This is a genomic window from Hydrogenophaga sp., assembly GCF_025699295.1.
In the GTDB taxonomy this organism is placed as follows: domain Bacteria; phylum Pseudomonadota; class Gammaproteobacteria; order Burkholderiales; family Burkholderiaceae_C; genus Hydrogenophaga.
This window is the reverse complement of sequence record NZ_JAILWB010000004.1, coordinates 119,431-132,807: the sequence shown is the minus strand read 5'-3', so window position 1 is coordinate 132,807 and position 13,377 is coordinate 119,431. Positions and strand designations below refer to the sequence as shown.

The window sequence follows — 13,377 nt, the reverse complement described above, 5'->3', positions numbered from 1 at the left end:
TCCGATCCCGCGGGCTCGGGGCCGAGGGGTGTTCTGCTACCCTCGACCGGATGCCCTCCACGCCAACCGCTTCCGCCATGTCGCCGGGCCTGATCGTGCTCGTCCTGTCCCTGCTGCTGGGCATGCAGCCGATCGCCACCGACCTCTACCTGCCTGCCCTGCCCGCTCTCACCGCGGGCTTTGGCGCGCCCATGTCGCAGGCGCAACTCACGCTCACCGCGCTGCTGCTGGCCTTTGGTCTGTCGCAACTGGTCTGGGGCCCGCTGTCGGACCGCTTCGGCCGCCGACCCATCCTGCTCGTGGGCATGACGGGCTTCGTGGTGGCGTCGGTGGGCGCCGTGTTCGCGCCGTCAATGGAGCAGCTCATCGTCTGGCGCACGTTGCAGGGCGTGGCCATGGGCGCGGGCGTGATGTGCGCGCGCGCCATCGTGCGCGACCTGTACGCGCCCAGCGAGGGCGCGCGCGTCATGTCCAAGGGCCTCACCGGCCTGGGCGTGATCGCCTGTGCCGCATCCCCCACCGGCGGCCTGCTGTCCGACCTGTTCGGCTGGCGCGTCTCGCTGCTCTCGCTGGCGGTGTTCGGTGCCATCGCGCTGACCGTGGTGGCCTGGCGCTTCGAGGAAACCCTGCCGCAGAAGAACCCGCGCGCGCTGCAGCCGCGCACCATGCTGTCCACCTGGGCGCAGATCATGCGCCACCCGACCTTCTGGGCGTTCTCGCTGCTGTCCACCGCGTCCTACGGTGGCCTGTTCACCTTCCTGGCGGCCTCGTCCTTCGTGTTCATCCGCGTGCTCGGTGTGTCCACCACCGGCTACGGCCTGCTGATGTTCAGCATGTCGCTCACCTACATCCTCGGCACCTTCCTCTGCCGCCACCTGCTGCCGCGCGTAGGGTTGCGGCGCACCGTGGCGATTGCGGGCGCCATGACCCTGACCGCCGGCACATCCATGGGCTTGCTCGGCCTGCTGGGCGTGCACAACACCTGGGCCATCATGCTGCCGTTCTGGCTCTTCACGCTGGCCCACGGTGTGCACCAGCCCTGCGGCCAGAGCGGCGCGGTCGGCCCGTTCCCGCAGGCTGCCGGCGCGGCCTCGGCGCTCAGTGGTTTTCTTTCGATGGCCGCGGCCTTCGGCATGGGCGGCTGGCTCGGTGTGAGCCTGGCGGGCGCCGACAGCGTGCTGCCGCTGACCAACGGCCTGTGGTTCTGGAGCGTGCTCATCGCCGCCGTCGCCTGGACGCTGGTGCAGCGCTTCGGTGAGACCCAGGGCGCGCCGCAGCGCCTGGCGCCGACCTGACCGCCATGGCCCCCGCACCGCGCTGCATCGCCCTGGCCGGCCCCACGGCCAGCGGCAAGAGCGCGGCTGCGCTGGCCATCGCGCAGCGCTGGCCAGTGGAGATCGTGAGCGTCGATTCGGCCCTGGTCTACCGCGGCATGGACATCGGCAGCGCCAAGCCCACGGCCGCGGAGCGCGCGCAGGTGCCGCACCACCTGATCGACATCCTCGACCCGCTGCAGAGCTACAGCGCGGCCGACTTCGTGCGCGACGCCACGCGCCTGGTGGACGAGATCGCAGCGCGCGGGCGCACCGCGCTGCTGGTGGGCGGCACCATGCTGTACTTCAAGGCCCTGCTGGTGGGCCTGGACGACATGCCGCAGGCCGACGCCACGGTGCGCGAGGCCATCGAAGCCCGTGCGCGGGCACAGGGCTGGCCCGCGCTGCACGCCGAGCTCGCGCGCGTGGACCCGGCCACCGCCGCGCGCCTGCCACCCAACGATTCGCAGCGCATCCAGCGCGCGCTCGAGGTCTTCGAGGTATCGGGCCAGCCGATCTCCAGCTTCCAGACCGGTCGCACGCACAACCCGGCCAGCCCGCTCGTGCCCGGCGACCTGATCTCGCTGGAACCACAGGACCGTAGCTGGCTGCATGCGCGCATCGCGCAGCGCTTCGACGACATGCTCGCCAGCGGCTTCCTCGACGAGATGCGCGCCCTGCGCGCGCGCGGCGACCTCTCCACCGAACTGCCGTCGATGCGCTGCGTGGGCTACCGCCAGGCCTGGGACATGCTGGCCGCGCACGGCGACGCGCTCACGCGCGAACACCTCGACGAACTGCGCGAGCTGAGCACCGCCGCCACGCGCCAGCTCGGCAAGCGCCAGCTCACCTGGCTGCGCTCCATGCCGCAGCGCCGCGTGATCGCCTGCGACGCGCCCGATGCGCTGGCGCAGGTGCTGCGCGCGGTCGGGGAGCGGCTGGGATCACCGGCATGAGCCTTGTCGTCGACCGCCTGGGCAAGCGCTACGGCGACACGCCGGTGTTCAGCGGTGTGAGTCTCGCCGTCGAACCCGGCGAGTTCATCGCCATCGTGGGCGAATCGGGCGTGGGCAAGTCCAGCCTGCTCAACTGCCTGGCCGCGCTCGACGACTGGAGCGAGGGCACGGTCACGCACGACGGCGTGGACCTCGGCACCCTGGACGACACGCAGCGCGCGCACTGGCGGCGCGAGCACCTGGGCTTCGTCTTCCAGGCCTTCCACGTGCTGCCGCACCTGGACGTGGCGCAGAACGTGGGCCTGCCCCTGCTGCTGCTGGGCCGGCCCGACGCCGCGCGCGTGCGGCAGATGCTGGAGGCCGTGGGCCTGGGCGAACTCGGCGCGCGCCTGCCGGCCGAGCTCTCGGGTGGCCAGTTGCAGCGCGTGGCGATCGCGCGCGCGCTGGTGCACCGGCCCAGCCTGCTGCTGGCCGACGAGCCCACCGGCAACCTCGATCCGTCCACCGCCGCGCAGGTGATGGACGTGCTGCAGCAGCAGGCGGGCGGCAGTGGCGCGGCCCTGGTGCTGGTCACGCACTCCGCATCGGCGGCTTCGCGCGCGCAGCGCGTGCTGCACCTCACCGCCACGGGCTTGCAGGCCGCGTAGCGCCTCGGGCCTGAAAGAGGCCACACACGGTTGCGCCCCGCGCGTGCAAGGCGCGCAGCATCGGGGTAAGGTGGCGCACTGGCGGGCGCAGAAAGAAACCGCCATGTAACTTGATTACAATAAAATCCAAAAACAGCAAGTAACTAAATTAGATTCATGGCCACATCGACCCCCTCTCCCGCCCCTGTCGAACCGCTTGACCTGGTGATCTTCGGTGGCGCGGGCGACCTCTCGGTGCGCAAGCTGCTGCCCGCGCTCTACATGGCGCACCTGCACCACAACCTGCCCGAGGCCACGCGCATCCACGCGCTGGGCCGCCAGCCCTGGGACCGCGAGACCTTCACCGCCTTCATCAACGACAAGGTGCGCGGCTTCATCGCGCCCGAAACCCTGGACGAGGTGGCCTGGCGCGGCTTCGTGGACCGGCTCGGTTATGTGTGCCTGGACGCCACGCGGGCCGAAGACTTCACGGGCCTGGCCACGGCGATGCAGCCCGGCTCCGACCGCGTGTACTACCTGGCCACCGCACCCACGCTGTTCACCGGCATCTGCGCGCACCTGCATGGCGCGGGCCTGATCGACGAACGCGCCCGTGTGGTGCTGGAAAAGCCCCTGGGCCACGACCTGGCCTCGGCGCGCGCCATCAACGATGAGGTCGGCCGTTATTTCAGCGAGGCGCAGACCTTCCGCATTGACCACTACCTGGGCAAGGAAACGGTGCAGAACATGATGGTGCTGCGCTTTGGCAACACCATCTTCGAGCCGCTCTGGCGCAGCCCCTACATCAAGAGCGTGCAGATCACCGTGGCCGAGTCGGTGGGCGTGGGCAGCCGAGCCGGCTTCTACGACGGCACCGGCGCACTGCGCGACATGGTTCAGAACCACCTGCTGCAGCTGCTGTGCATCGTCGCCATGGAGCCGCCGGTTTCGCTTGACCCCGACGCCGTGCGGGACGAGAAGCTCAAGGTACTGCGCTCGCTGCGCCCCATGACGGAAGCCGACGTGGCGCGCGACACGGTGCGCGGCCAGTACACCGCCGGCGCGTCCAACGGCGACAGGGCTGCCGGCTACCTGCAGGAAGCCAACGTGCCCGCCGACAGCACCACCGAGACCTTCGTCGCCCTGCGCGCGCACATCAACAACTGGCGCTGGGCCAACGTGCCGATCTTCCTGCGCACCGGCAAGCGCATGGCCGAGCGCCGCTCGGAGATCGTGATCGAGTTCGCCGACCTGCCGTACACCATCTTCCCGGACGCGCCGCGCCAGCCGGTCAACCGCCTCATGATCCGCCTGCAGCCCGAGGAACACGTGCAGTTGCAGATGATGGCCAAGGAGCCCGGCAGCGGCATGCGCCTGCGTCCGGTAAGCCTGAACCTGGACCTCGAATCGGCCTTCAGCGCGCGCCGCGCCGAAGCCTACGAACGCCTGCTGATGGACGTGATCAAGGGCCGCCTGACCCACTTCATGCGGCGCGACGAACTCGAAGCCGCCTGGACCTGGGTCGAGCCCATCCTCGACGGCTGGAGCAACCTGCGCGAGAAACCCCGTCCCTATACCGCCGGCAGCTGGGGGCCCGCGGCCTCGTCGGCCCTGATGGCGCGCGAAGGTTCGGCTTGGGTCGAGGAGGCCTGAATGCGGCTTGAACACCCCTGCAACAGCCCGCACGAACTGGCGCAGCAGCTCGCGCGCCATGTGGCGCGTCGGCTGCGCGAGGCCGTCACGGTGCGCGGTCATGCGGTGCTGGCAGTATCGGGGGGCAAGTCGCCGGTGGCGATGTTCGAGCAGTTGCGCCAGCAACCGCTGGAGTGGGCGCGGGTCACCGTGCTGCTGGTCGACGAGCGCTGCGTGCCGCACGAGCACGCCGACAGCAACACCGCGCTGGTGCGCACCCACCTGCTGCAGGGCGCGGCGGCGCAGGCCATCTTCGTGCCGTTCTTCGACTCCTTGCCGGCCACGCTCGACGATGCCGCGCTGCAAACCCTGGCCGACGCCGCCAACCAGCGGCTGGCCGCGCAGCCCTGGCCCATGGATGTGGCCGTGCTCGGCATGGGCGAGGACGGCCACACCGCCTCGATCTTTCCGGGCGCGCCGGGCCTGGCCCGGGCGCTGCACGGCAGCGGCCCGGTCACCTGGCTGCGCCCGGCCACGGCTTCGCGCGCACCGCACGCGCGCCTCACCCTCACCCTGCCCGCCCTGCTGGCCACGCGCGAGCTGGCGCTCTCGATCACCGGCGCGAGCAAGCTCGCCGTCTACCAGCAGGCCCGCCTGACCGCCGACGAGAGCCTGCCGGTCTCGCTGGTGCTGGACCAGCACCTCACGCCCGTCAGTGTCTGGCTGGCATGACCATGAAACACCCCCCGCGCCGCTTCGCCTCTCCCCCCTCTCTCGCCTTTGGCGGGAGGGGGGGCGGCAGCTCGGGCCGGCGGAGCTGGACCCTGGCTGCCCCTGGGTCATGCCGTCTCACGCAACCGCTTTCTGCGAAATTGAAACCATGAACGATCTGAACCCCACCCTGGACCGCGTCACGCGGCGCATCACCGAACGCAGCGCGGCCACGCGCTCCAGCTACCTCGCGGCCATGGCCGCGCAGCGCAAGACCGGCACACAGCGCACCGGCATGGGCTGCGCCAACATGGCCCATACGACGGCCGCGTTGCCGCTGGCCGACAAGCTGCAGATCCACGCCGAGCGCGCGCCCCACATCGGCATCGTCACGGCGTACAACGACATGCTCTCGGCGCACCAGCCATACGAGACCTACCCGCAGAAGATCCGCGACCACGCGCACACGCTCGGCGCCACCGTGCAGGTCGCCGGCGGCGTGCCCGCCATGTGCGACGGCATCACCCAGGGTGCAGCCGGCATGGAGCTCTCGCTGTTCTCGCGCGACGTGATCGCGCTGTCCACCGCCGTGGCGCTGTCGCACAACGTGTTCGACGCCGCGCTGTTCCTCGGCATCTGCGACAAGATCGTGCCCGGCCTGTTCATGGGCGCGCTGCAGTTTGGCCACCTCAGCGCGGTGTTCGTGCCCGCCGGTCCCATGACCTCGGGCCTGTCGAATGATGCCAAGGCCAAGGTGCGCCAGCAGTACGCGCAGGGCCTGGTCGGGCGCGAGGCACTGCTCGAATCCGAGTCGCAGGCCTACCACAGCCCCGGCACCTGCACCTTCTATGGCACGGCCAACAGCAACCAGATGCTGATGGAGATCATGGGGCTGCACCTGCCGGGCGCCTCCTTCGTCAACCCCGGCACGCCGCTGCGCGACGCGCTCACGCTTGGCGCGGTCAAGCGCGCCCTGGCCAACACCGGGCGCACCGGCGAACCCGCGCTCTGCCTGGCCGACATCGTGAACGAGAAGAGCCTGGTCAACGCCATCGTCGGCCTGCTGGCCACGGGGGGTTCCACCAACCACACGCTTCACCTGGTGGCCATGGCGCGCGCGGCCGGCGTGCTGATCGACTGGGACGATTTCGCCGAACTCTCGCACGCGGTGCCGCTGCTGGCGCGCGTGTACCCCAACGGCAGCGCCGACGTGAACCACTTCCATGCCGCCGGCGGCATGGGCTTTCTCATGAAGGAACTGCTCGGCGCCGGCCTGCTGCACCCCGACGTGGACACCGTGATGGGCCCGGGCCTGGACGCCTACGTGCGCGAACCCTGGCTCGACAACGGCCAGCTCGCCTGGCGCCCGGTGCCCGAACACAGCGGCGACACGGCCGTGCTGCGCCCGGTCAGCGACCCGTTCAGCGCCGACGGCGGGCTGCGGCTGCTGCAGGGCAACCTGGGGCGCAGCGTGGTCAAGGTCTCGGCCGTGAAGCCCGAGCACCGCGTCGTGCGCGCGCAAGCCGTCGTGGTGAGCGACCAGCAGGACCTGCTCGCGCTGTTCAACGCCGGCAAGCTCGAACGCGACCTGGTGGCCGTGGTGCGCTACCAGGGCCCGCGCGCCAACGGCATGCCCGAGCTGCACAAGCTCACGCCACCGCTGGCGGTGCTGCAGGACAAGGGCTTCAAGGTGGCGCTGGTCACCGACGGCCGCATGTCTGGCGCCTCGGGCAAGGTGCCCGCGGCGATCCACCTCACGCCCGAGGCCCTGGCCAACGGACCGATCGCGAGTGTGCGCGATGGCGACTGGATCACGCTCGACTGCGAACGCGGTGTGCTCGAACTGGAAGTCGACGCCAGGACCATGGCCCGTCGCAAAATCAGCCACCCCGACCTCAGCGGCAACGGGCATGGCAGCGGTCGCGAACTGTTCGGCCTGTTCCGGCAGCAGGCCAGCGCCGCCGAATCGGGCGCGTCCCCCCTGTTCGGCGCGCTGCCGGAACATCTCCCCGCTGCTCTCGTTGAAACCCACTCCGGCTGAACCCAGACACCATGACCACCACCTGTTTCTCCCGCCCTGCCTTCAAATCCCGCGTCGTGCCCGTGATCGTGCTCAAGGACGCCGCGCACGCGGTGCCCCTTGCCCACGCCCTGCTCGAAGGCGGTATCGACGTCATGGAGATCACCCTGCGCTCGGGCGTGGCGCTGCAGGCCATCGAGGCCGTGGCGCGCGCCGTGCCGCAGATGCACCTGGGCGCGGGCACCGTCACCCGCGCGGCCGAGGTGTCGCAGGTTGCCTCTGCCGGCGCGGCATTCGCGCTGTCGCCGGGTTGCACCGCTGCGCTGGTGGAGGCGGTGCGCAAGGCTGCCCTGCCCTTCATTCCCGGCGTGATGACACCGGGCGAAGTGATGCAGGCGCGCGACCATGGCTTCACGCTGATGAAACTCTTTCCTGCCGCGCAGGCTGGCGGCATCGCCATGCTCAAGGCACTGGGCGCGCCTCTGCCCGACGTGCGCTTCTGCCCCACCGGCGGTGTGAGCACAGAGAACCTGCGCGCCATGCTGACCCTGCCCAACGTGGCCATGGCCGGTGGCTCCTGGCTCACGCCATCGGACGCGCTGCGCGACGGCGACTGGAAGCGCATCACCCAGCTCGCGCGCGAGGCGACCGCCCTTGCGACAGGCGTTTGAACCCGGGCGAACGGAGCACCCATGAGCGCACCCACCCAACTGTCCGCCTGGAAACAACTCGAATCACTGGCCCGCGCCACGCAGCCCCACCTGCGCGACCTGCTGGCCACCGATACCGGCCGGGCTGCCCGCATGACGCTGCGCGCCGCCGGCATCACGCTCGACGCCAGCCGCCAGCGCGTCTCGCCCGCGATCGAGCAGGCCTTGCTGGCCCTGGCCGAACAATCGGGCCTGACCGCGCAGCGCGAGGCCATGTTCCGCGGGGACCGCATCAACACCACCGAGGACCGCCCCGTGCTGCACGTGGCTCTGCGGGGCGACCCGCTGCACACCGGGCCCTGGGGCGCGGCGGTGCAGGCCGAGGTGCAGCGCGAGCTGCAGCGGGTGTGCGACTTCGCCGAGGCGCTGCGCGCCGGCACGGTGCGCGGGCACAGCGGCCAGGCCATCACCGACGTGGTGAACATCGGCATCGGCGGCTCCGACCTCGGCCCGCGCATGGCGGCCGACGCGCTGGCCCATCTCGCCCACCCCGGGGTGCGCGTGCACTACGTCTCCAACCCCGATGCCTGGGCCTTGTGGAGCGTGCTGCGTGGACTGGACGCACAGCGCACCCTGCTCGTCGTCTCCAGCAAGACCTTCACCACCCAGGAGACGCTGACCAACGCAGCCAGCGCGCAACGCTGGCTGAGCGACAACGGCTGTCCGGCCGATGCCCTGGCGAAGCACCTGGTGGCCATCACCGCCTCGACGGCGCAGGCGGCAAAGCTGGGCTATCCGGCCGAACGCACCTTCCTGTTCTGGGACTGGGTCGGCGGGCGCTACTCGGTCTGGTCGGCCTTGGGCCTGCCGCTGGCCATCGCCATCGGCGCAGAACAGTTTCGCGCCTTCCTCGCCGGGGCGCGCGAGATGGACGCCCATTTCCGCGACATGCCGCTGGCGCAAAACCTGCCCGTGCAGATGGCCCTCAACGGGGTGTGGAACCGCAACTTCCTGCGCCTGCCCACACAACTGATCGTGCCCTACGCCTCGCGGCTGGTGCGCTTCACGCCCTTCGTGCAGCAGATGGACATGGAGTCCAACGGCAAGCACACGCACACCGACGGCACCCCCGCCACGGTCGATACCGGCCCCATTGTCTGGGGCGGCCTGGGCATCGACGGGCAGCACGCCTACTTCCAGCTCATCCACCAGGGCCGGCACACCGTGCCGGTGGATTTCATCGGCGTGGAGAACGAAGACACGCCGCTGCCCCTGGCCGCCACGCACCACGCGGTGGTCAGCCTCAACCTGCGCGCCCAGGCCGAGGCGATGGCGCGCGGGCGCTCACTGCAGGACACGCAGGCGCTACTGCAAAAGGACGGGCTGGACGAAGCCCAGGCGAGGTCGATGGCACCGCACCGCAGCTTTGACGGAAACATCCCCAGCCACGTGCTCTGGCTGGACCGCCTGGACCCCATGCGCCTGGGCGCGCTGATCGCGCTCTACGAACACAAGGTGTTCACCCAGGCTGCCATCTGGCGCATCAACGCCTACGACCAGTGGGGCGTGGAGCTGGGCAAGACGATGGCCAAGGCGATGGAGAAGGCGCCCGGCTGAGCCGTCACTTCTTGAACCACAGGGCCAGCAGAAAAGCCAGGACGGCGGACAACAGCTTGCAGGCCATCGATACAGCAGCCAGCCCGTTCAGCGTGGCGGCCTTGAACGTTCCGAGCACGAGGCCCTGTTTGCCCAGGGCCAGCGAACCATCGATTCCCGCCGAAATCAGTGCGGTGCACAGCACGCCCAGCACCAGTGCGCCCGTCGGCGTGAACAGCTGGGCGCGCCGATAGGCCCACGCACTCGCAGGCACCACCGACACCGGCGCGCGCTCACCGTGTGTCAGGCCCAGTTGCCCCGGCAGCAGGAAGATCTCGTCCGTGGCGCCGGCACGAACGACCGGGTTCACCGCAAAGATCCCCGAGCGGGACGCATCGTCCTTGAGCGCAATGCGCAGGTACCTGGCCCGTGCCAGTTCGGACCCTTTGCCGTACTCGGGCAAAGAGGCTTCGGCGCCTGAGCCGAGCGCACGGACAACAAGTTGTGCCTCAGACACGGCGCACCTCCTGCACCACGTGCTGCAGCGCAGGCGCAAGTTCGCTTTCAGGGAGGTTGAGCTGCGTCGCGAGCGCGGCGGCCGCTCCCATGAGGGCGCGCGCCCTGGCAGCGCCCGGTCTGGCGTAGGCCTTCAGGCTGGCTGGCGTGTCTGGCCCCGCCAGCAGTTCGGACAGGTAGGTCGCGTCATGGCGCAGCCACGTCCAGCGCTCCTCGGCCAGATCACCGATCAGGTCTTCGACATCCTCGATACCCTGTGCCCAGATGGCGAAACCGGAGGGTGTGCCCTCCGTCGGATCGCGGTCGTCCCCGGCTCCGGGTCCGGGTCCGGCCGGAGAGTCACCCGCACCGCCCGAGGTCTTGCCCGCAGCCACCGTGAGCAGCCCCACGACGCAACAGCCACAGACGTAGGCGGGTCGGCTCTTGTCGCGCATGCCGTGGGCCAGACAGGCGAGCACGCCGCACAGCTTGCAAGCCCCGACCGCATCGCCAGCGCTCTGGCCTGGAATCAAGCCGTACTGGTGTTCACAAAGGTAACAAGCCGCACCCATGAAGGCCTCCCGTCCGACCCCGCCAGGGGGCTGGACGGATTCAACGCCCGCAGGCCAGAGCAAGTCAAGCACCGCGCCAGCGCTTCGCTCGGGAATGAACTGTTGTCGGGCGCGTTGTCGCGTGGAATCGCCGGGAAAATACGGTATCGGGTATAAACCCATTTGTTCCGCACAGGTACCGCACCCTTCTGCCAGTTCGGCTCACACGAAAGGCATCCTCAAGCATGCAAAGCGTCAAGACCTTTCTCAGCAGCCTCACATCGATCCTGTCGCCGAACGCCGAGTCCGCGCCCAAGGCAGCCGACCCCCAGGCCATGGTTCTCATTCAGAAATCGATGTTGCGTCTGCTGGGGGTGCGTGGCGCCGAACTCAATCCCCAGCTGGAGAACCGCATCCGCTACGCTTCGAGCATCGAGGCGCTGTGGTTCCTGCGTGCCGACCTCGCGCAAGCCATGTGCCTTCAGCGGGACGAAACCAGCGCGCTGGCCGCGGTGTCGGATCTGACGCCCCTGTTCGAAGGCAATATCTCAAGGGCGCAGTTGCAGTCGTTCCAGCGCGGCCAGGGCCAGCGGCGCGGCTGAGCGCCTCCCGACCGGGGCCAGCACCAGCCCCCTTCCCTACAGCACGTTCAGCGGAATCTTCGCGTAGGCGATGCCGTTGTCCTCGGCAGGTGGCAACTGGCCCGCGCGGATATTGATCTGCACCGACGGCAGGATCAGTACCGGCATCTCCAGCGTGGCGTCGCGCCGTGTGCGCATGGCCACGAACGCTTCTTCGCTCACGCCGTCGTGCACATGGATGTTGTGCGCGCGCTGCTCGGCCACGGTGGTTTCGAAGGCCACCGCGCGGTCGCCGGGCGGATAGTCGTGGCACATGAACAGCCGCGTCTGGGGCGGCAGGCTCAACAGCCTGCGCGTGGAGGCATACAGCGTCTTCGCGTCGCCACCAGGAAAGTCGCAGCGCGCCGTTCCCACGTCGGGCATGAACAGCGTGTCGCCGACGAACACCGCGTCGCCGATGCGGTAGGCCACGCAAGCGGGCGTGTGGCCGGGCACGTAGAGCACCTCGCCGGTGAGGTCACCCACCTGGAAGGCTTCACCGTCCTGGAACAGGTGGTCGAACTGTGAACCGTCGAGCCGGAAGTCCGGCTCCAGGTTGAAGATGCCCTTGAACACCTTCTGCACGTCGGTGATGTGGCTGCCGATGGCAATGCGGCCCCCGAGCTGGGACTTGATGTACGGCGCGGCCGACAGGTGGTCGGCATGGGCGTGCGTCTCCAGGATCCACTCGACCTTCAAGCTGTTCGCACGCACGTAGGCCGCGACCTTGTCGGCCGACCCATGGCCGGTGCGGCCGGCCTTGGGGTCGTAGTCGAGCACCGGGTCGACGATGGCGCAGGCGCTGCCCGGCCCGTTGTGAACGACGTAGGTCACCGTCCAGGTGGCAGGATCGAAAAAGCCCTGGACTTGCGGAGAAATGGCACCGGGTTTCATGAAGACCTCCTTCAATTAATCTACAAATAGTCTATTGACAAATATATTGTCTGTCAATAGAATATGCACCATGCTGAACCACGAGAAAACACCATGACTTCCACCACCCTGGACCTCGACGACATGCGAACGGCCGCGGCCGACGCCTGCCGGCTGATGAAGGTGCTCTCCAACCCCGATCGCCTGCTCATCCTGTGCCAGCTCTCGCAGGGCGAGCACCGCGTGGGCGAACTGGAAGAGCTGCTGGGCATCGTGCAACCCACGCTGTCGCAGCAGCTCACCGTTCTGCGCGACGAAGCGCTGGTGAGCACGCGCCGCGAAGGCAAGCACATTTACTACCTGCTCGACAGCCCGCGGACGCTGGCCGTGATGCAGGTGCTGTACGCACAGTTCTGCGGCACGAAACGGAGCAAGACATGAGCATCGACTGGACAAACTTCACCCCCTGGGCCTCGCTATCCGGCGGCATCCTGCTGGGCGTGGCCTCGGCACTCTTCATCCTGCTGAATGGCCGCGTGCTCGGCATCAGCGGCATTCTGGGCGGGCTGCTCAAGCCCAGGTCCGGCGACGCGGGCTGGCGCATCGCCTTCCTGCTCGGCATGCTGGCCGCGCCCCTGGCCTACGGCCTGCTCGCGCCCGAGGGCTTCGCGCAGGCTCCCCGGATCGACGCGGGCTACGGCGCCATCGTGGCGGCCGGCCTGCTCGTCGGCCTGGGCACACGCTACGGCTCGGGTTGCACCAGCGGCCACGGCGTGTGCGGCCTCTCGCGCCTGTCGCCCCGCTCGCTGGTGGCCACACTCGCCTTCATGGGCGCGGGCTTTGTCATGGTTTTCGTGGTCCGCCACGTTCTGTAAGGAGTTCTCACATGCACCGCATCACCGAATTCTTCGTGGGCCTGCTGTTCGGCCTGGGCCTGCTGCTCTCGGGCATGACCGACCCGGGCAAGGTGCTCGGCTTCCTGGACCTGTTCGGCACCTGGGACCCCTCGCTCGCCTTCGTCATGGGCGGCGCCATCGCCGTGGGCTTCTTCGCCTTCGCGCTCGCCCGCAAGCGCACCACCAGCTTCCTGGGTGGAGCCCTGCACCTGCCGAAGTCGAACCAGATCGACCGGCGACTGGTGCTCGGCGGCCTGACCTTCGGCGCCGGCTGGGGCCTGGCCGGTTTCTGCCCGGGGCCGGGGATCGTGTCCATGGCCTCGGGCGAGGTCAAGGCCGCGATCTTCGTCGCCGCCATGTTGGTGGGCATGGCGCTGTACGAGGTGGCCGAGCGCTCGTTCAACCGCCCGGGTGCGGTGGCACGCTGAGCGAGGCCGC

General features: G+C 69.3%; 15 protein-coding genes. 12 read left to right on the top strand and 3 right to left on the bottom strand.

Features of this window, described 5'->3' with window-relative positions:
• Positions 1–50: 50 nt before the first annotated feature.
• From K5880_RS05140 to pgi, 8 genes are all read left to right on the top strand, one after another.
• Positions 51–1,295, top strand: a complete 1,245-nt coding sequence (locus K5880_RS05140) for a multidrug effflux MFS transporter (RefSeq protein ID WP_297649489.1) — start codon at positions 51–53, stop codon at positions 1,293–1,295.
• 5 nt (positions 1,296–1,300) lie between these two features.
• The gene (miaA, locus tag K5880_RS05135) at positions 1,301–2,269 is read left to right on the top strand and encodes a tRNA (adenosine(37)-N6)-dimethylallyltransferase MiaA (protein ID WP_297649487.1); all 969 of its coding nucleotides are present in this window, start codon (positions 1,301–1,303) and stop codon (positions 2,267–2,269) included.
• Positions 2,266–2,916, top strand: a complete 651-nt coding sequence (locus K5880_RS05130; RefSeq protein WP_297649485.1) for an ABC transporter ATP-binding protein — start codon at positions 2,266–2,268, stop codon at positions 2,914–2,916. Before miaA ends, K5880_RS05130 begins: the two co-directional genes overlap by 4 nt.
• A gap of 156 nt (positions 2,917–3,072) precedes the next feature.
• Positions 3,073–4,548 (top strand): glucose-6-phosphate dehydrogenase, encoded by a 1,476-nt coding sequence (gene zwf, locus K5880_RS05125; protein WP_297649483.1) that lies wholly within the window; start codon positions 3,073–3,075, stop codon positions 4,546–4,548.
• Positions 4,549–5,259, top strand: coding sequence for a 6-phosphogluconolactonase (pgl, locus tag K5880_RS05120; protein ID WP_297649481.1), 711 nt, complete (start codon positions 4,549–4,551; stop codon positions 5,257–5,259).
• A 148-nt stretch (positions 5,260–5,407) separates the two neighbouring features.
• Positions 5,408–7,279 carry a phosphogluconate dehydratase gene (gene edd / locus K5880_RS05115; RefSeq protein WP_297649479.1) on the top strand — a complete coding sequence of 624 codons (1,872 nt, stop codon included), beginning with the start codon at positions 5,408–5,410 and terminating at the stop codon, positions 7,277–7,279.
• 11 nt (positions 7,280–7,290) lie between these two features.
• Entirely contained in the window at positions 7,291–7,929 is a 639-nt protein-coding gene (eda, locus tag K5880_RS05110; RefSeq protein WP_297649477.1) for a bifunctional 4-hydroxy-2-oxoglutarate aldolase/2-dehydro-3-deoxy-phosphogluconate aldolase, read from the top strand.
• Between the two features lie 21 nt (positions 7,930–7,950).
• Positions 7,951–9,525, top strand: a complete 1,575-nt coding sequence (gene pgi / locus K5880_RS05105; protein ID WP_297649475.1) for a glucose-6-phosphate isomerase — start codon at positions 7,951–7,953, stop codon at positions 9,523–9,525.
• A gap of 4 nt (positions 9,526–9,529) precedes the next feature.
• Here pgi and K5880_RS05100 read toward each other — a convergent pair whose 3' ends face one another.
• Both K5880_RS05100 and K5880_RS05095 read right to left on the bottom strand, forming a co-directional pair.
• Positions 9,530–10,021 (bottom strand): hypothetical protein, encoded by a 492-nt coding sequence (locus K5880_RS05100; protein WP_297649473.1) that lies wholly within the window; start codon positions 10,019–10,021, stop codon positions 9,530–9,532.
• Entirely contained in the window at positions 10,014–10,571 is a 558-nt protein-coding gene (locus K5880_RS05095; protein ID WP_297649471.1) for a hypothetical protein, read from the bottom strand. The genes K5880_RS05100 and K5880_RS05095 overlap by 8 nt, the downstream gene beginning before the upstream one ends.
• Before the next feature lie 224 nt (positions 10,572–10,795).
• Here K5880_RS05095 and K5880_RS05090 point away from each other — a divergent pair, with 224 nt between their 5' ends.
• Positions 10,796–11,152, top strand: coding sequence for a hypothetical protein (locus K5880_RS05090; RefSeq protein ID WP_297649448.1), 357 nt, complete (start codon positions 10,796–10,798; stop codon positions 11,150–11,152).
• A 36-nt stretch (positions 11,153–11,188) separates the two neighbouring features.
• Here the strand turns inward: K5880_RS05090 and K5880_RS05085 are convergent, their stop codons facing one another.
• The gene (locus tag K5880_RS05085; RefSeq protein WP_297649446.1) at positions 11,189–12,064 is read right to left on the bottom strand and encodes an MBL fold metallo-hydrolase; all 876 of its coding nucleotides are present in this window, start codon (positions 12,062–12,064) and stop codon (positions 11,189–11,191) included.
• A 93-nt stretch (positions 12,065–12,157) separates the two neighbouring features.
• On the opposite strand from K5880_RS05085, the gene K5880_RS05080 reads away from it, so the two are divergent.
• Genes K5880_RS05080 through K5880_RS05070 form a run of 3 tightly spaced genes read left to right on the top strand, consistent with a single transcriptional unit; the run spans position 12,158 to position 13,367 of the window.
• Positions 12,158–12,484 (top strand): metalloregulator ArsR/SmtB family transcription factor, encoded by a 327-nt coding sequence (locus K5880_RS05080; protein ID WP_297649444.1) that lies wholly within the window; start codon positions 12,158–12,160, stop codon positions 12,482–12,484.
• Positions 12,481–12,918, top strand: a complete 438-nt coding sequence (locus K5880_RS05075) for a YeeE/YedE family protein (RefSeq protein ID WP_297649442.1) — start codon at positions 12,481–12,483, stop codon at positions 12,916–12,918. Before K5880_RS05080 ends, K5880_RS05075 begins: the two co-directional genes overlap by 4 nt.
• Positions 12,919–12,929: 11 nt before the next feature.
• Positions 12,930–13,367: a YeeE/YedE family protein gene (locus K5880_RS05070; protein WP_297649440.1), complete on the top strand. Its 438-nt coding sequence runs from the start codon at positions 12,930–12,932 to the stop codon at positions 13,365–13,367.
• Positions 13,368–13,377 lie beyond the last annotated feature (10 nt).